The following is a 17,391-nucleotide window of genomic DNA, read 5'->3' as shown; positions in this document are numbered from 1 at the left end:
TCCGCACACGAAGGCGCGCGCTGTTCGCGGCAGAAAAGATCTGCCAACGAGGTCAAGAGATCTGACTAAATCCCTAAATATGAAGGGTAATTCTGCACGCTTCGGAAGGCGTCGGTATCATAGTGGTTCGTCCCTGACGCCAGGCTGGCTTACTTAAATGCCCGAAAACAGCTAAGCGCTCGCAAGCAGGTGCTAGCGCCTCATCTTTTCCAAATGCGCCCAGCTTTGTTTATTGACAACCAAAAATAGCACAACCTATGCAGATCATCTGTATTGCGTCGAGGCATTGATGGTGCAACTGGAACTGGACGTTTTGGCGCGTGAAATCCTCACGCATCAGTCCTTCATGCGGTCAGTGGCTGCCCTGTGCATCCATTTACCGGAACTCTTCAAGGCCGATACGCGACTGGTCCGTGCCATCGGAGATTTCGGCGCCTTCTCCATCGTCATGCGAGCGACCGCCATCGCGACCAGCGAGAACGGCACCTTCACGCTTGCCGCAGTTCAGGCCGGAATCGTCCGTCTCGGCTGGGCTTCGCAGCGACGTGTCCGGGCACTCGTCGAATGGCTAGAATGGGCGGGGTGCGCCAGGCAGGTCTTGCCGTCCGCGGATTTGCGCAAACGTCCTTGGTCGATTACGGGTTGGCTAGAGACTGGAATACACAAGCTGGCGGAAATCTACCTCGCCGTCACGTATCCCTGGCGCGGCGACAGGGTTCCTGCAACCGTCGCAACCGAACTTTCGATGTTCGTTGGCAGCTTTGACCAGTTGATGCACTCGGCGGGACGGCGCCTGTTGTTCAGTGCCGAAATCCGATTGTTCTCAAACCACGCGGCAGGTTTCCCCATTCTACTCGATCTTCTGCGCGCGTGCATGGAGGCAAACTGGCCAAGCGCTGGCGTCTTGTTTTCGCGCAAGGCCTTGGCCAAGGCCTACAACATCAGCCGCGCACATGTGACGAAAATCCTGGCGAAGGCCGAGCGGCTCGGCATGGTGCATCGGCAGGACGCCTTTGTGGCGATTGCCAGGTCGGCCAAATCCAATGTCCTTAGAGACATCGCCTACCAGTTCGCTCTGGTCACAACTGCCATGACGACTTGAGGCGTCGTCGACGGCAGAACTTTGCGCGGCAGGAAGAATGCTGCAGAGGTTTCGTAGGCCGCATTTGGCCCCAAAGTTATTCGTGCAGCACTTCCGGGACCTCTTCTCGAACTGTCTCTTCTTCCATCAAATGCGGCTCGATTAGAGCGACCCCAAACGCCCGGCACCTCAAATCGCGGTCACCATCTGGAACGATCTCGCTGATGCGCAGTTGAACCTGCAATTCTGGTCAGGAGAGTTGGCGCAATGGCATCCCCGAGAGCAAGTTGGAAGGGTTACATCAAGTTCGGGGAAGTGTCCTGTCCCGTGGCGCTCTATACGGCGACCTCCTCGTCAGAGCGCATCGCGTTTAACACCCTCAATCGCAAAACCGGAAACCGCGTCAGCCGCGAATTTATCGATAGTGAAACCGGGGAGGTGGTCGAGCGTGACGATCAGGTGAAAGGCTATGAGGTTGAGGATGGCCGGTATGTCATCTTCGAGCCGGAGGAAGTCGCAGCCATCGTCCCCGAGAGCGACAAGACGCTCAAGATCGGCAGTTTCATTTCCTGCGCGCAGATCGACACAACCTATTTTGACAAGCCCTATTATCTCACGCCGGACAAGATGGGGCTGGAAGCGTTTGTCATCCTGCGTGATGGCATGAAACAGGCGAAGGTCGCAGCACTTGCAACAACAGTCCTGTTCAGGCGGCTGCGCACGGTGCTCATTCGCCCGCATGGCAAAGGCTTGATCGCATCCACGCTCAATTTCGACTATGAGGTCCGCTCGGCGGCCGAAGCCTTCGAGGATCTGCCGGATCTCAAGATCGAGGGCGAAATGCTTGAACTTGCCCAGCACATCATCGGCACCAAGAAAGGCAGCTTCGACGCCAGCACATTCGATGATCGCTATGAGGATGCCGTAGCCGAGCTCGTGAAAGCCAAGATCGAAGGACGCACCCTGCCGAAGAAGAAAAAGGTGAAGGTCGCCAAAGCCGTTGACCTCTTGCAGGCGCTGCGGGAAAGCGCCGGCGTCAAGTCGAAGAGCAAGACCTCAACGCGCAAAGCGGCAAATGCAAACAGCAGCGCCAGTCGCGCCAAACCGAGCAAGAGCGCGTCCAAATCGAAGAGTGCGAAAGCACCCTCGCGGCGCGCAGGTTAAGGGGGGGGGGGCATTCATGGCGGTTCGACCCTATTGGAAAGGTTATCTGAAGCTCTCCCTGGTCACATGCTCGGTGCAGATGATGCCGGCAACTTCCGAAGGCGAGAAGGTCCGGTTTCACACGTTGAACCGCCAGACGAAAAATCGCGTGGTCAGCCAATATGTTGATACCGTCACCGGCAAGGAGGTGGCAGATGACGATGAGGTGAAGGGATATCCGCGCGGCGACGACGACTACGTCATTCTCGAGGACGAGGAGCTGGAGACTGTCGCGCTGGAAAGCACGAAAACCATCGACATATCCATGTTTACGCCGCGCGATCATATCGAGTGGATCTGGCTGGATACGCCCTACTACCTGTCCCCCAATGATGCCGTGGGTGAGGAAGCATTTCTCGTCATTCGCGATGCCATGAGGGCCCAGAACATGGTTGGCATTTCACGGCTCGTGATCTCCCGGCGAGAGCGGGCCGTCATGCTTGAGCCTCGCGACAAGGGCATTGTGCTCTGGACGCTGCGCTTTGGCGACGAAGTGCGCGATGAGAAGAGCTATTTCGACGCGATCGGCGATGAGAAGGCAGATGACGAGCTGATGCCGCTCATCCAGAAGCTCATCAAGCAGCAGACACGCGACTGGTCGCCCGAGATGGTCTCGGACCCGGTCCAGGACAATTTGTTGCAGCTGATCAAATCCAAGAAAAAGGCGTTGAAGACGCCCTCCCAAGGGAAAGCCAAGGCGCCGGAGACCCCACAGGAACCCAGCAACGTCATCAACATCATGGATGCGCTGAAGAAGTCGCTGAAGGGCCAATCCAGATCCCCGAAGTCATAAGTGTGGCCTGGCCCTCCTGTGGGCCAGACTTACTTTCCCAGCCGCTTTATCGCCTGGTCAAGCGAGCGCTCTCCATCGCAATAGTCCTGCCATGCGGGGGATTTGGAGAGAAGCGCCGGAACGGTCCGGATGGTGAACCGCTTGGGATCGAGATCCTTCTTCACCTGCGCCCAGGTCAGCGGCATGGAAACAGGCGCGCCAGGCCTTGCACGCGGGGAAAGCGGGGCTACTGCGGTCGCCATGCGATCATTGCGGAGGTAGTCGAGGAAAATCCGACCTTTTCGCAGGCTCTTGGTCATCTTGATCAGATAGCGGTCTGGATTTTCCGCAGCCATTTGCTGGCAGACGTCTCGCGCAAACCCTTTGGCCTCGTCCCACGAGAGCGGCTTCTTCTTGTTGACGGCGAGGGGCGAGACAACATGAAGTCCCTTGCCGCCGGTCGTCTTGCAGAAGCTGATCAGTCCAAGCTCCTCCAGGCGATCACGCATTTCCCGAGCGGCTTCGACGACGGCAGTGAACGGAACATCCGGGGCCGGATCAAGATCGAACACCAGTCGACCGGGAACCTCGGGCTGTCCGGGCGCGCAGTTCCAGGGATGAAGCTCCAGACCACCGATCTGGGCGATGGCGATCAGGCCTTCGACGCGATTCACCTCCAGATAGGGCTTTTTATCGCCCGAGACTTTGACGAGATCCACGAGGTTCGACATGCCTGACATGGCATGGCGCTGGAAAAACTGTTCGCCTCCGATGCCGTCGGGTGCGCGAATGATCGAACAGGGACGGCCGCGGATATGGTCGATAAGCCAGGATCCGACGGCTTCGTGATACCGGGCCAGATCTTCCTTGGTCACGGGCTCGCCATCACCTGCGTCTGGCCAGAGCGCTTTGTCGGGGCTCGAGATCATCACACCCATCACCTGCGCCTTCGCACCCTTGCGCCGTACCTTCCTGGAGGCGATCGGGCGGGCGGGATTTGGGGCGTCGGTCACCTCCGGCGATACCGGGCGTTCAGCTTCGACTTCATCCGCCGGTTTATCCTCGCGCAAACCCTTGAAGGCGGCCTGACGTACCTGTCCATCACCCGTCCATCCCGCAAACTCGATCTCTGCCACGAGTTCCGGTTTAAGCCAGGTGATGTCGGAGGACGTCTTCGGCGCACCAATCCCGGTGAATGGAGATTTCGAGCTCTCGTGCTCCTGCAGCTTGGGCAGGAGCTGAGACACGACCCTGGCACCATACCCTGTGCCGACCCGACCGACATAAACGAAGTGATTGCCGCGGTTGACCCCGACCAGCAAGGAGCGAAATTTGCCGTTGGTCGTGGCATAGGCGCCGATCACGACCTCATGGCCCGCCCGGCATTTCGATTTCGCCCAACTGTCACTGCGGCCCGACCGATACGGTGCGTCGGCCTTTTTCGAAACGATGCCTTCCAACGACAAGCGGCAGGCGGATTTGAGCACGGCATCGCCACCTGTCTCGAAGTGTTCGGCGAATCGCAAACGTGGATCCTCTCCAGCTTCAATCAACAGGGTTTCCAGGCGCGCCTTGCGCTCGAGCAGGGGAAGCGCACGCAGATCCTCCTCTCCGCTGAAGAGCAGGTCGAAGGCAAAGAAGACGAGATCGTCGGTTTTCCCTTCCGAAAGGGCGGCCTGCAGCGCTGCAAAATCGGGCGCGCCGTTTTCATCGAGCGCACAGATCTCGCCGTCGATCAGACAGTCGGGAAGGACTGAAGCCGACGCCGCGATTGCCGGCCACTTCTCCGTCCAGTCCAAACCTTTGCGGGTTTTAAGCGTCACCTTGCCGCCTTCCACCCGCATCTGAGTCCGGTAGCCGTCGAACTTGATCTCGTGAACCCAACCGGTGCCGGAAGGTGGCCGGTTGAGCGACTGGCAGAGTTGCGGTGCGACAAAGGCCGGCATTGCCGACGTCGGTGCACTCTTGGCGGCTCTCGTCCTCTTGCGCTTCGGCTTCAAATTCATGCCGGCCTTGCGTTCTTCGGCAGCCAGGCCTTCGCTGCTGTCCCAGATGGCATCAGCGTCAACAGCGGCTGCATTCAACAGGAAAGGCTTCGGTTTACGACCCTTGCCGGAGGCGATGGCCTCCATGGTCCGGCCTGAGGCAACCGATGTCAGATTGTCTTCAAGGATCGCCGCGCCGTCCTCGGTCACTGAATGCGCGTCTTGGTGCTTGATCAAAAGCCAGTTGGTGCGTTTCCCACCCTCACGATCGTTGCGCATTCTGACCAGCACGAAGCTGCCATGCAGGCGCTCTCCGTCGAGCGTGAATTTGAAGTCGCCCTTTTCGAGCGCTTCCTCCGGCGTCCTGTTGCCTTCCGGTTCCCAATAGCCTCGGTCCCAGAGCATGACGGTTCCGCCACCATATTGCCCTTTCGGAATCGTGCCTTCGAAATCACCATAGTCCAGCGGGTGATCCTCGACCTCGACCGCGAGGCGCTTGTCCTGCGGATCAAGCGATGGGCCGCGGGTCACCGCCCAGGATTTGAACACACCATCGAGTTCAAGCCGCAGGTCATAGTGCAGGCGTGTCGCATCGTGCTTCTGGATCACAAACCGCTTGCGGTCGGAGGATTTTACCGCAACCTCTCCACTCGGCTCCCTGGTTTTCTTGAAGTCCCGCTTGGCCCGGTATGTTTTGAGATTGTCTGCCATGACAGCACCTCTAAGCAATCAACAGGAAGGTCGGTGCCTGATGGGTATCACCAGCCAGATACGCGAATGGCGCCAACCTCGCCGAAACTGCGCTGGACAGTCGAAATGAGATCGCTCGCAATATCAACCGACACCTCGATCTCGCCTTCGTGCGGGGCATCGCTGCGGTCCGCATCCCCTCTTGAGGACCTGGTCCCAGAGGTATTCTGACCAGAGGTCGACTGGATGAAGATATCGGGACGAGGAATTCCATGCTGCTGGACCAGATGCTCAACGGCGAGATCCGCTGCCTCACGCGTTTCAAAGGTCGCCCGCAGGGTCCTTGTTGCATTGTCTGCCATGCTGAGGCTCCTTGCCGATTTTCGCTGAAGGCAGCAACGCCTTTAGGGTCAAGGAGTTTCACCCCGAAAAAGATTTAGGAGGCGGCAGGGCTCGGCAGCTGCAGCGAACCGATCGCGCACGGCCGGAATCTTCAAGCTGCATGCAGTCTCAACGGGGTCGGAGGGAACGCGCCGCAGAGCGTGTTCCGCTGGGTCTTTGCCCTGCCCCTGACTTGACCGGAAACATGCGCCGCTAAACTGTTCCGGTAGCTAATTATATCAACTCGCAAACCATTGAAAAATAACGATTTTGGGAAGTTGGCTGGGGCGCCAGGATTCGAACCTGGGAATGTCGGTACCAAAAACCGATGCCTTACCGCTTGGCGACGCCCCAGCAGGGCTTCGAAGCGCGTTTGCGCTCCGCAAGCGAGGCCTGATTAGCAAAGCGAAAGGCGGGCGGCAACTCTTCTTGTCGGGTGGTTTGCAGTTTTTCCGGGGAACGATGGGGCGGTTTCGGTGTTTTCCTTTCATCCCTTGCCAAAATGACAGACGAAAGGACATCCCATGCCTTCCATTCAATCCGCCCGCATCCTCATTCTTGCCACCCATGGTTATGAGCGCTCGGAACTGCGCGTGCCGCTGGACCAACTCACGGCCCGCGGCGCCAAGGTGTCCATCGCCTCCCTCACGAAGGAGCCGATCAAGAGCTGGGACGAGAAGAACTGGGGTGACACGGTTGCCGTCGACCTGACGCTCGAAGAGGTCTCGATCAATGATTTTGACGCGCTGGTCATTCCCGGCGGCCAGATCAATCCCGATCTCCTGCGCAAGGAGCAGAAGGCGGTCGACCTGGTCAAAACCTTCGTGAACTCCGGTAAGCCCGTCGCCGCGATCTGCCATGGGCCTTGGCTTCTGGTCGAGGCCGGTGCCGTCAAGGGCCGCAAAGTGACCTCTTATGATTCCATCCGGACCGACCTCATCAATGCGGGCGCCGACTGGCGCGACGAAGCCGTGGTCACCGACCAGGGCATTGTCACTTCGCGCAACCCCGGCGATCTCGATGCCTTCGTGGCCAAGATCGTCGAGGAGGTCGAGGAAGGCCGTCACGAGCGCCGCGCCGCCTGACAGGCGAAGTGCACGCCGCTCCTGATACGATGCCTCTGATATGGTAAGAGAAGACCCCGGTCATTGCGGCCGGGGTCTTGTCGCGTCCGGGCCTGTGTCCGATCCCCGGTGACAAAACGGGCCTGTTGTGGAATAGGCTCTGGCGAGAACGGGATCGCAGGCGGTTGAGATGAAGAAGCAAAAGCAGCAGCGCGGCCAGGCCAAACCACGGCCCTCCATGCCCCAGGCATCTGCGGCTCACGCGGCAAGCCATGCGAACGCCCCTTCCCAGCCCCTGCCCGCTGCTGCCGGCGGGTCCGGAGCCGCCGTGGCACGGCTGAAGGCAGGCGCGCGGACGACGGGTTTCAAGGCCGCCTTCGCCGTCTTTCTCGCCGGCGTGGCGATGGTTGCCACCTCGCTCAGCATTCAGCACGACTTTGCCTTTTTTGAACTCGGCTACCTGTTCACGCTGTCGATCTATGATCTCGTGCTTGCCATGCTCGGTCTGTCGATCGCCATCGGCATGGCCGGCACGATACGGCAGGTCCAGGCGATCACGCTCGGCTTTCTTGCGCCCCTGGTGCCGATGCTCGCCTTTTTCGATCCAGTCTTCAGCGTCATTCTAGCAAGCCCGCTGGGTCACGAACTCTTTCTGATTGCGCCAGCCGCGGTGATGCTCTCGGGGGCCGTTCTCTGGCTTCCGGAAGGCCTTCGCCGATACGGCGCGCCGCTCGCAGCCGCTGTCGTCGGCTTTTCATTGTCGCTGTTCATCGGGCTCGATGACTTCGGCATCGGCATCAAGGACTTCATGGTTTCCGCCGTGCTTGGCGCCCTGTGGATCCTGATCGTGCCCGGAATGATGCTGCGGCCGTTTCGGGGCGAGTGGCTCACCATTCCCGCCCGCATCATCGGTTCGTGGCTCGTGGTGATCGGCATCATCGTGACCGTGTCGCTTTATGTGCCGCTTGCGCCCAACGCCCCACCGCCACCCTTGCCGACCGGGAGCCAGCCGGATGCGCCCGCCTTCCCACCGCTTGATCCGGCCATGGAGGAGGGCCTGATCGTGGCGCCGGACCTGTTCAGCGACGAAGCGCTTCAGGCCGATCAGCCGCCATTGCCTGAAGAGCCCAATATGCCGAATGAGGGGGAGAACCCGCTTTTCAACAGCCGCCCCGAGGCGCCCAGCTTTGCGCCATCCATCACACCGCCTGCCCTGCCGTGATTGGAGGGGTGTGCGGCCTTGTCGACGCCCCGCCCGCCAGCGGTTACAAACGCTTCCGACCTGCTTCCTGATTCCGGTGATGCCGCATGATGATCCGCTATGACCGCCCCGTATCGCGATCCGCATTCCTTGCGCGTCGGTTGGGTTTGCTGTCGCTGGGGCTTTTGACCGTCGTTCTGCTCCTGCATCGGTTCGGGCCGCTGAAAACGCCGGAATTTGTGCTTCTGGTGTTGTTCTGCGCGATCCCGGCCGCCCTGGCCCTGCCGCTTGCCCTGGTTGCCTTTGTTCGGCTCTGGCAAATCGGGGCGCTGGGCGGACTGGCTGCGGTCTCGGCGGTCGTCTATGCGGCCCTGCCGCTCGCCCTGCCGGGCTATGCTGCCTATCTGTACAAGACCAAGCCGCAACTCACCGAGGTCTCGACGGACCTAGCCGACCCGCCGGCCTGGGTTTCTGACCCGGCCACCGATCAGCGTTTTCTGCCGCGTGCCGTAAAGGCCGCCGAGGGGGCGGGTGCTCAGGGCCGCGCCTATCCCGGCCTCAACGGACGCCGCTATGAGGGTGCAATCGACCGCGTCTACGAAGCGGTGCGCAAGGTGGCCGCTGACAGTCGCCTTGTGGTGACGGCCACTCGCGGCGAGGAATATGGACTGCCTGACCTTTCGCTGCGGACCGGGACCGACGACGGCGTTGCGGCCACCGGGGCCGAGACGGGCGCCGGCCCCACAGATACGGACCCTGCCGGAGAGCCGGACGTCATCCCGGATGAGGCCCTGCCGGAAACCGGGCCGCTGCCGGTGGCCCGCCCGCTGCCGGAGATCCTGGCGATGGAGGCCGAGCGGGCACGGGCGGATGGCGAACCGGAAGGTACGGCCCGCCTGCAGCTTTCGACACGCACGCTTCTCCTCGGCCTGCCCTTCGATGCCGTGATCCGGCTGCGCGAAGAGGCGGAAATGACGCTGGTCGATATGCGCGTTGCCGCCCGCTATGGGCCGCATGACCTTGGGATCAGCGACCAGATCGCTGAAGACTTCCTGCATGCGCTCGATGCCGAGCTCCTGGGTATTGCCGGCAACTGAGCTGCGGGATCGCCGGAACACCTGTCATGTCGGGAGAAAGACGCCGGTCAGACGCGGCGGGCCGTCGGTAGCGACAAGGCCCTTATCGACCAGATCCTCGATATGGGCGAGCACAGAGAGGGCCGCGGCCCCATGCAGCCGAGGATCGGTGCCGGCATAGATTGCCCGGACCATATCCGCGATCTTCCGGTCGCCCTTGCCGATGCGCTCCAGAATGGCGCGTTCGCGCATGCGGCGATGGGTGCGCAAGCCGCGGACAAAAGACTGAGGTTCCGTGACCGGGCCGCCATGGCCGGGCAGGTAGAGGCGGTCCTCGCGCTCCAGAAGCCTTTCCAGCGAGGCCATGTAGTCGCCCATGGCGCCATCGGGAGGCGCCACGATCGAGGTGGCCCATGCCATCACATGATCGGCGGAAAAGAGAATGCCGGTGCCATCAAGCGCAAAGGCTGCGTGATTGGCGGTGTGACCAGGCGTATGGATCGCCGTCAGCGACCAGCCGTCGCCCGCGATCGCCTCTCCATTGCCAAGCGCGATATCGGGCATAAAATCCGTGTCCGAACTCTCGGCAAACGGGTTGACCTCACCTTCGAACAGGGGCCGCGACGGTCGATGCGGTCCCTCGGCCACCACGATCGCACCGGTCTTTTCCTTCAGGCGGCGGGCGAGCGGAGAGTGATCGCGGTGGGTGTGGCTGACCGCGATATGGGTCACCTCCCTGCCCTCAAGCGCCGTCATCAGGGCCACGAAGTGCGCATCATCCTCCGGGCCGGGATCGATGACGCAGACGGACTTACGCCCGACAATATAAGTATTGGTGCCGTGGAAGGTGAAGGGACCGGGATTGTTGACCGTTACCCGCTGCACATCCTGGGCGACCGGAACCGCCTGCCCATGATGCGGTTCGAATTCACTGGTGAAGACCGGCGGGCGATCCTGATCGGCAGGCTTCATTTGTATTCGATCTCGATGAAACTCATTGGCTGATCGCCACCATTGACGACATTGTGCTCGACACCGGCATCCCGGCGATAGGCCTCGCCAGCGCGGCTGGTGACCCGGCGCTCGCCGGCCGCGTCTTCGATCAGGAAGTGGCAATCGGTGAGCGGCACGACGACGTATCCGAGGCCATGGGTGTGATGACCGGTCGCGGCACCGGGCTCGAAGTCCCAGCGGGTAATGCGGGTGACGGCATCGTCGAGAACCACGGTCGGGATGGCGGGCGGGCGGGCAGAGTAACCGGGCATGGGGGCTCCTCGGGGGAATGAGCGCGCTGGATGCGACGCGACCCGATTTATACTGCGCCCGGTGCCTGCGGCAACCGCCCCGAGCAGTAATCAGGCCTGTCGACGGAATCGGTGACGATAGTCGCGCGGGGCCATGCCCCGCAGGGCGCGGAACTGCCGGTTAAAATTGGCCAGGTTGTCGTAGCCGACATCCTCTGCGATACCTGCCACCGGCTGATCTGTGGCCGACAGACGGGCACAGGCATCGCCGATGCGCAGTCGCGCCACATAGGCCGAGACTGTCGTCCCGGTGTGTTTGACGAACATCCGATGCAGGCCGGAGACGCTCAAGGCGGCAAGCCCCGCAAGTTCGCTGAGGCGTACCGGCCGATCATAAGACTGATGGAGATGCTGCAGGACCCGGTCGATGCGGGTGCGGCCTTCGCCAGCCCCCGGCGGAATAACCGAGGCAAGCGTCTCCGGGTCACGAATGGCAGACAATTGCATCAGGATGTCGAGCAAGATCATCAGCCGTCTGGGCGGCTCAGCCTTGATCGCCTCCACGAAGCTAGGCTTGAGACTGGCTCCGATAACATTGCCGAAGGAGATGCCCGCCGAGGCGCGATCGAACATGCGGTGGACTGCCGCGAACTCGATGGCAGCACCTAAGAAGCTGTCGACCCATGTCTGCCGGAACCAGAAGACAAGCGCCACATGAGGCTTGTCTGCATCGATCCGGCCGATCGACGACCATGTATGCGGCAGGTTCGGCCCGACGAGAACGAGGTCGGCATGACCATATGGCCCGACATGATCGCCAATGAAGCGCTGACCTTCGGAATTGAGCGTCAGGGTCAGTTCATATTCGGGATGATGGTGCCAGAGAAAGGGAATACCGTCTTCCAACCGCCGGTCGAGAATGGCGATGGAGGCATCCGGCGATACGGGGAGTTTTTCGAGATAGGGCCTGACCATGCGGATAGGAACTCCAGATACGCCAGAATAGTATCAGTATTGGCTGTGGCATGACAACACGGCCCCGGACGAGCGGCTAGACTGGGGATCTTAACCAGCCGATGCACAGAGATGGAGGAGCGTCATGCAGCCCGCAACCGCCGAGATCGTCAGGGACAGCCACCCGACGACAACTGCCACGACACAGCTGAAGGACATCGAGAAGCGCCTGCCCTTGCGCGTGCTGTCCAAGGCCGACTGGCATCACTGGATCACCCGGGGATATGTGATCGTGCGCCAGGCAGTGCCCGCCGCCAATGTCGAGCGGCTGGTCAAGCTACTCTGGGAGTTCGACGAGAAGGACCCATCAGATCCCTCGACCTGGTATGCGCCGCAGCGGCGCGAGCACAAGATGAAGGAGCTGAACAACACCGGCATGCTGGAGATCTATAATCACCAGCTGCTCTGGGACAACCGGATGGAGCGCCGCGTCTACGACGCCTTTGTCGACATCTGGGACCGGGAGGATCTCTGGGTGACCATAGACCGGGCCAATCTCAATCCGCCGAAGAAGGTGAAGGGCAATCCGCATGGCTTCATCCACTGGGATGTCGACACCTCGATCCAGCCACCGCCTATCGGCGTGCAGGGCGTGCTCAGCCTGCAGAAACAGGATGGCGATGTGGGCGGCTTCCAGTGCGTGCCGTGGCTGTTTGAGAATTTCGAGACTTGGGTGAAGGACCAGCCGGCGGATCGCGATCCGATGCATCCCGACATGACGGGCTTGTCCGTCGTCAATATCGACATGGAGCCGGGCGACCTGATGATCTTCAATTCGCTTCTGGCCCACGGCGTCCGACCCAACCATTCCGACGACCGAGTGCGCATGGCGCAGTATGTCTCCATGCATCCGGCGGAATTCGATAACGAGGCCGAGCGCAGTGAGCGGATCCGTCTGTGGCGCGAACGCGACTATCCGCGCCGCGACGCCTTTCCGGGAGACCCGCGCAAATGGGAAAAGACCCATGCTGAGACGGCAAATCTCACCGAGCTCGGCGAGAAACTGCTCGGCCTGACCCGCTGGTAGGGCTGTGGATTGCCTTACTCCGCCGCCTGTGTACGCCCCTGCGCGCTGCCGTAGCGCGACGGCGGCACGCCGACGAAGCGGGTGAAGGCCGTGGAGAAGGCGCTGGCCGAGCCATAGCCGATGCGGCCGGCGATTTCCTCCATGCCCAGATCCTGATCAAGATAGGTCTTGGCCAGCGCCATGCGCCAGGCCGTGAGATATTCCATCGGCGGCATGCCAAGGGCTGCCCGGAAGCGCTTGTAAAAGGCCGAGCGTGAGAGGGACGCCTCGCGGGCCAGGCTCTCGATCGTCCAGTCCTGCGCCGGGTCACCATGCAGGCACCGCAGGCTTGCCGCCAGGCGTTCATCTGCCAGGCCGCGCAGGATACCGGACGGGGGCGTTTCGCCCGGTGCCGTCTCATCCGGTGCTGCACGCAGTGCTTCCAGCAGGATCACGTCGAGCAGGCGGGCGAGGATCATCTCGCGCGCCGGACGGGCTGCCCGCGTCTCGTCCGTCAAGAGCCGGACCAGGGCCGAAAGCCTCTCTGCCCCGCGCAGATGCAGGAGGCGCGGCAGGAGCTGGACGAGCAGACGCGCATCCGGCGAGCCGAAATGGAAATGGCCGACCAGCAGCCTGGCATTGACCGACGCTTCCGGATCGCCATGGCGTATCTCGCCCGGCAGCGGCGTCGCCAGCGACGGGTCGCGAGCCGTCAGGCCCTCCCTTGCTGTCCCCTCCCTGGCTGCCTCTCTGCCTGCTCCCTCCATTTCCATGCTCTCCATGGCAAAGTGGAAGAGCGACGGCACAAGGACAAAATCGCCGGCCTGCAACTGCACGGCCGGATGCCCGTCGACGGTCATGCGAGCCCTGCCATCGAGTACGACACAATAGAAGGGTTCGCCATCCAGCTCCCGTGTCACACGCCAGCGGCCTGCCCCGCTTGCCACCTTGGCAAAGCCGGCGCGCGGCCTGAGCAGAGAGACGATTTCGCCCAATGGATCGCTTGTGGGATCGGCCAAACGACACTCCTGATAATGAAGATTGGACTTTGCATTATAGATAAGATTTAGACCGCGATCTAGTCTCCGTGCATCCCATAACGGACAGGAGACGACATATGAACACGGTACTGATCACGGGCGCTTCAGCGGGCTTCGGGCTCGAAACGGCGAAACTCTTCCTCTCAAAAGGCTGGCGGGTGGTGGCCGGCATGCGCAGCCCCCGCGAAGACCTGCTGCACGCCTCTGAACACCTTGAGATCGTCAAGCTTGATGTTACCGATCCGGACAGCATTGCCGCTGCGATCTCTGCGACCGGGCCGATCGACGTTCTGGTCAACAATGCCGGCATCGGCTGGATGAATGCGGTGGAAGGCACGCCGATGGAGACCCTGCGCGGCCTGTTTGAGACCAATACATTCGGCCCGGTCGCGATGATGCAGGCCGTGCTGCCGCAAATGCGCGAGCGACGCTCGGGCGTCATCATCAATGTCTCCTCCAGCGTGACCCTGAAACCGCTGGCTCTGCTGTCGGCCTATACTGCGAGCAAGGCCGCGCTGAACGCGCTGACCGAGGTGTCTGCGCTGGAACTTGCCCCCTTCGACGTGCGTGTGCGCATCGTGCTGCCCGGCCGTGCGCCGACCACCAGCTTCGGCGACACGGCCCGCGCAAGGGTTCAGGGTGAAGGCGGCTTTCCGGAGCCCTATCTGCCGGTGGTGAAGGCCGTGTTCGACGCATGGGCCGAGGAAAGTGCGTCCGAAGTCACGCAAGCCTCCGACGTCGCCGAAGCCGTGTGGTGGGCCGCCACCGATGCAACATCGCCCTTGCGTATTCCGGCTGGTGCCGACGCGGTGGCGCTGGTCTGGTAAATTCTGCGAAGGCGGCCCGGGTGGTCGGGTCGCCTTCGTCAATCCATGGGGGGTGGAACGTTCAGTCCGCCATTTTAATGCAGGTGCTGGAGCTTGTCCGGATTGCGCATGACATAGATGGCGGTGATGGCAGCGTCCTCGATCTGCAGCGCCGTGGTCTGCAACTCGCCGTCCGCCTCCCGCGTGACGAAGCCCGGCAGGCCGTTGATGAGGCCGACACGCAGGAGTGTTGATCCTGACGGCCAGATCTTCTCCGCGAGATAGGTATGAACTTTCATCACGGCGGCATGGCCGAGGATCGGTGTGATCGCGGCCTGCCGCTTGCCGCCGCCATCGGAATGCAGGCCGACATCGGCGGCGAGCATGGCGGAAAGCGTCGTCATGTCGCCGCTGCGCGAGGCGTTGAAAAAGGCCTGCGCCATCTCCTGCCCGCGCTTGGAGTCGATCGTGTAGCGGGTTCGTGCTTCCCGCACGTTCCGCCGTGCTCTGGTTGCCAGCTGGCGGCAAGCGGCGATATCGCGCTCCAGGGTTTCGGCAATCTCCTCGAAGGGCAGGCCGAAGACATCGTGGAGCAGAAGGGCTGCCCGCTCCAGCGGGGAGAGCCGTTCCAGCGCCAGCATCAGTGGCAGGGTGACGTCCTCTGGCTCGTCCTCGTCTTCGACCACCGGTTCCGGCAACCATGGGCCGATATAGGTCTCACGCGTCAGGCGGGCCGATTTCAGCTGGTCGAGGCACAGCCTTGTGACGACGCGGCGCAGAAACGCCTCGGGCTCGCGGATCTCGCGGCGGTCGGCCCTCATCCAGCGGATGAAGGCCTCCTGCAGCATGTCTTCGGCATCCGTGACCGAGCCCAGCATGCGATAGGCGAGCCGCATGAGCTTCTGCCTCAAGGGATCGAAGCTCGCTGCCGCATCCGTGTGCTCGAAAGACAACATCAGGCGGCCACTCCCTGGGCTCGGGTCGCCGGTGTCTCGATCCAGAGGCCGAAGCCCACCGCGAGCCTGTTCCAGCCGTTGATGACATTGATCATCAATGTCAGATTCACCTGCTCCTCCTCGGTAAAGGCCGCCTGCAGATCCCGGCGCGCCGCCTCCTGCGGATGGCCGGCGGAAAGTGTGGTGAGAGCTTCGGTCCAGGCGAAGGCCGCCCGCTCACGCTGCGTATAACACGGCGCCTCGCGCCAGGCCGAGAGGAGATAGATGCGGTTCTCCGTCTCGCCCGTGGCCCGGGCTTCGGCCGCGTGCATGTTGAGGCAGTTGGCGCAGGCATTGATCTGGGACGCACGGATCTTGACGAGTTCGACGAGGCTTGGCTCAAGGCTTGCGGCGATGTCGGTCGAGACGGCCATCCATTTTTTCATCAAGGCGGGAGAGGCGGCGAAAGGATCCAGTGTTGCGGTCATGAGGTCGTTTCCTTCTGTGGGGTACGAGATCATGACGAGCGGGGCAGCGTCAACGTGACATGGGCGGGGGATTTTTTTCGGCACCGTCATCTTCGCGTAAGGGCAGGCTGCAACTATCCAACAATCATGTCTTTGGTAGCGGGAAGCGTCGAAGGGCGGCAAAGTCTTGCGCGCATGTTAGTTCCGGCTCATTTTAGGGGGCGTTTTGAGATGGATATTTAGACGCTACTGGAAATCGCCTAACATTCGGACCGGAACCATCCTCGAAGGGACAACCATGAAAAAACTTCTCATAGCCTCTGTTTTCGCGATCTGCATTCCGTTTGCCGCATCTGCTGCTGAACTCGTGTTCCCCAGTGACGCTCCTGTGGCGTCTATTACCATTCCCGACAGCTGGGGACCGAAGGAAACCGAAACCGGCGTTGACGCCACATCTGAAGACGGGGCCATCTATTTCTCTATCGATGTGGCCGACGCCAGCTCTGCCGACAAGACGACAGATATCGCTATCGACTTTCTGACCAAGAATGGCGTGCAAATCGATGCTCAGTCGATGAAAGAAACTGGCGAGACCGATGTCAACGGACTGAAGATCTCGGCTCTCAGTTACGAGGGTACCGACGAGGAGGGTCCGGTCGAAATATCTCTCGGCTTTGCCGCAGCCGGCGACAAGGTTTTGATCTTCACCTATTGGGGTTCGAAGGGCACGTATGAAACCCACCAGAAGGAACTGGGAGACATTCTGGCCTCTCTGAAGCCGGCGAGCTGACGGCGAAAGAGAAAGCTGTTTAGCCCCACACTGTTTAGAAACCCGCCGGCTGTTCGGCGGGTTTTTCTTCTTTGCGCGGCCGGGCGATCCAGAGGAACGAGGTCTTTGGCATCGAAGAGGTCCGAATGCGGCAATCCTCCTTCGACTGCGCGCTACACGTCACTCGTCAGCGTCAAAGCTTTCGTCTTCGGCGCTCAAGCACATGTCGGCACCCTCTGCGAGATCGGTCTCGCTCAACCCATCAAAGAAGGCGACGCTGCTGCCGATCATCTGGTTTGCTGCGTCCTCGCCACCATTCAGTTCCACTGACTTCTCACGCATGGTCGCGGCAGCATCCCTGTACGCCTGCTGGTCAGCGGCATCGATGACGCCTTTGTCGAGCGCAAGGCCAATGAGCACCACGCAGACCGAAGGAGACGCATGGTCGGGCAGCGCGTCTTCCTCGGCATGCACTGGAGCGGAAAGCGTCGCGGCAAGCAGGAGGACGTATAGCGGCAATCTTGGCACTTCTGGACATCCCCATGACATTGAGAGAGATTTTGTCTGGAGGGTCTGCCACATCTGCTGTTTAAAAACCGTGAAGTGATGAGGCGACCCACTGTCTCAAGGATTGCCCGTATGTAGGGGTGAGGGGCT

18 protein-coding genes and 1 tRNA gene are annotated in these 17,391 nt (G+C 61.3%); 9 read left to right on the top strand and 10 right to left on the bottom strand.

What is annotated here, in order from left to right; all coding sequences use genetic code 11:
- Positions 1–289 precede the first annotated feature (289 nt).
- The 3 genes from ACSV9I_RS07040 (at position 290) to ACSV9I_RS07030 (ending at position 3,077) form a co-directional block, all read left to right on the top strand.
- Positions 290–1,102, top strand: coding sequence for a hypothetical protein (locus ACSV9I_RS07040; protein WP_438328073.1), 813 nt, complete (start codon positions 290–292; stop codon positions 1,100–1,102).
- A 246-nt stretch (positions 1,103–1,348) separates the two neighbouring features.
- On the top strand, positions 1,349–2,245 hold the full coding sequence (locus ACSV9I_RS07035) for a Ku protein (RefSeq protein ID WP_438328072.1): 897 nt from the start codon (positions 1,349–1,351) through the stop codon (positions 2,243–2,245).
- Positions 2,246–2,261: 16 nt separating this feature from the next.
- A complete protein-coding gene (locus tag ACSV9I_RS07030; protein ID WP_438328071.1) occupies positions 2,262–3,077 on the top strand; it encodes a Ku protein in 816 nt (271 codons plus the stop codon).
- Between the two features lie 29 nt (positions 3,078–3,106).
- On the opposite strand, the gene ligD is transcribed toward ACSV9I_RS07030, so the two are convergent.
- The 3 genes from ligD to ACSV9I_RS07015 form a co-directional block, all read right to left on the bottom strand.
- Positions 3,107–5,752: a DNA ligase D gene (ligD, locus tag ACSV9I_RS07025; protein ID WP_438328070.1), complete on the bottom strand. Its 2,646-nt coding sequence runs from the start codon at positions 5,750–5,752 to the stop codon at positions 3,107–3,109.
- A gap of 47 nt (positions 5,753–5,799) precedes the next feature.
- A complete protein-coding gene (locus ACSV9I_RS07020) occupies positions 5,800–6,093 on the bottom strand; it encodes a hypothetical protein (protein WP_438328069.1) in 294 nt (97 codons plus the stop codon).
- A gap of 298 nt (positions 6,094–6,391) precedes the next feature.
- Positions 6,392–6,466, bottom strand: a tRNA-Gln gene (locus ACSV9I_RS07015).
- Positions 6,467–6,636: 170 nt separating this feature from the next.
- Here ACSV9I_RS07015 and ACSV9I_RS07010 point away from each other — a divergent pair.
- From ACSV9I_RS07010 to ACSV9I_RS07000, 3 genes are all read left to right on the top strand, one after another.
- The gene (locus tag ACSV9I_RS07010; protein ID WP_054156664.1) at positions 6,637–7,197 is read left to right on the top strand and encodes a type 1 glutamine amidotransferase domain-containing protein; all 561 of its coding nucleotides are present in this window, start codon (positions 6,637–6,639) and stop codon (positions 7,195–7,197) included.
- A gap of 169 nt (positions 7,198–7,366) precedes the next feature.
- On the top strand, positions 7,367–8,398 hold the full coding sequence (locus ACSV9I_RS07005) for a hypothetical protein (protein WP_438328068.1): 1,032 nt from the start codon (positions 7,367–7,369) through the stop codon (positions 8,396–8,398).
- 86 nt (positions 8,399–8,484) lie between these two features.
- Entirely contained in the window at positions 8,485–9,474 is a 990-nt protein-coding gene (locus ACSV9I_RS07000) for a DUF1499 domain-containing protein (protein ID WP_438328067.1), read from the top strand.
- A gap of 24 nt (positions 9,475–9,498) precedes the next feature.
- On the opposite strand, the gene ACSV9I_RS06995 is transcribed toward ACSV9I_RS07000, so the two are convergent.
- From ACSV9I_RS06995 to ACSV9I_RS06985, 3 genes are all read right to left on the bottom strand, one after another.
- Positions 9,499–10,425 carry an MBL fold metallo-hydrolase gene (locus ACSV9I_RS06995; RefSeq protein ID WP_438328066.1) on the bottom strand — a complete coding sequence of 309 codons (927 nt, stop codon included), beginning with the start codon at positions 10,423–10,425 and terminating at the stop codon, positions 9,499–9,501.
- Positions 10,422–10,718: a cupin domain-containing protein gene (locus ACSV9I_RS06990; protein ID WP_438328065.1), complete on the bottom strand. Its 297-nt coding sequence runs from the start codon at positions 10,716–10,718 to the stop codon at positions 10,422–10,424. Before ACSV9I_RS06990 ends, ACSV9I_RS06995 begins: the two co-directional genes overlap by 4 nt.
- A gap of 90 nt (positions 10,719–10,808) precedes the next feature.
- Positions 10,809–11,672: a helix-turn-helix domain-containing protein gene (locus ACSV9I_RS06985; protein ID WP_438328064.1), complete on the bottom strand. Its 864-nt coding sequence runs from the start codon at positions 11,670–11,672 to the stop codon at positions 10,809–10,811.
- A 124-nt stretch (positions 11,673–11,796) separates the two neighbouring features.
- On the opposite strand from ACSV9I_RS06985, the gene ACSV9I_RS06980 reads away from it, so the two are divergent.
- The gene (locus tag ACSV9I_RS06980) at positions 11,797–12,738 is read left to right on the top strand and encodes a phytanoyl-CoA dioxygenase family protein (RefSeq protein ID WP_438328063.1); all 942 of its coding nucleotides are present in this window, start codon (positions 11,797–11,799) and stop codon (positions 12,736–12,738) included.
- A gap of 14 nt (positions 12,739–12,752) precedes the next feature.
- On the opposite strand, the gene ACSV9I_RS06975 is transcribed toward ACSV9I_RS06980, so the two are convergent.
- Positions 12,753–13,736, bottom strand: coding sequence for an AraC family transcriptional regulator (locus ACSV9I_RS06975; RefSeq protein ID WP_438328062.1), 984 nt, complete (start codon positions 13,734–13,736; stop codon positions 12,753–12,755).
- A gap of 98 nt (positions 13,737–13,834) precedes the next feature.
- On the opposite strand from ACSV9I_RS06975, the gene ACSV9I_RS06970 reads away from it, so the two are divergent.
- On the top strand, positions 13,835–14,584 hold the full coding sequence (locus tag ACSV9I_RS06970) for an SDR family oxidoreductase (protein ID WP_438328061.1): 750 nt from the start codon (positions 13,835–13,837) through the stop codon (positions 14,582–14,584).
- 74 nt (positions 14,585–14,658) lie between these two features.
- Here ACSV9I_RS06970 and ACSV9I_RS06965 read toward each other — a convergent pair whose 3' ends face one another.
- Complete coding sequence (locus tag ACSV9I_RS06965; RefSeq protein ID WP_438328059.1) at positions 14,659–15,519, bottom strand: sigma-70 family RNA polymerase sigma factor; 861 nt, start codon at positions 15,517–15,519, stop codon at positions 14,659–14,661.
- Complete coding sequence (locus tag ACSV9I_RS06960) at positions 15,519–15,986, bottom strand: carboxymuconolactone decarboxylase family protein (protein WP_438328058.1); 468 nt, start codon at positions 15,984–15,986, stop codon at positions 15,519–15,521. Before ACSV9I_RS06960 ends, ACSV9I_RS06965 begins: the two co-directional genes overlap by 1 nt.
- Positions 15,987–16,263: 277 nt before the next feature.
- Here ACSV9I_RS06960 and ACSV9I_RS06955 point away from each other — a divergent pair, with 277 nt between their 5' ends.
- Positions 16,264–16,755: a histidine kinase gene (locus ACSV9I_RS06955; RefSeq protein ID WP_438328057.1), complete on the top strand. Its 492-nt coding sequence runs from the start codon at positions 16,264–16,266 to the stop codon at positions 16,753–16,755.
- Positions 16,756–16,914: 159 nt separating this feature from the next.
- Here ACSV9I_RS06955 and ACSV9I_RS06950 read toward each other — a convergent pair whose 3' ends face one another.
- Positions 16,915–17,253, bottom strand: a complete 339-nt coding sequence (locus ACSV9I_RS06950; RefSeq protein ID WP_438328055.1) for a hypothetical protein — start codon at positions 17,251–17,253, stop codon at positions 16,915–16,917.
- Positions 17,254–17,391: the final 138 nt, after the last annotated feature.

Source organism: Rhizobium sp. G187, from assembly GCF_051549525.1.
GTDB lineage: Bacteria > Pseudomonadota > Alphaproteobacteria > Rhizobiales > Rhizobiaceae > Allorhizobium.
This window is presented reverse-complemented; position numbering and strand designations above follow the sequence as displayed.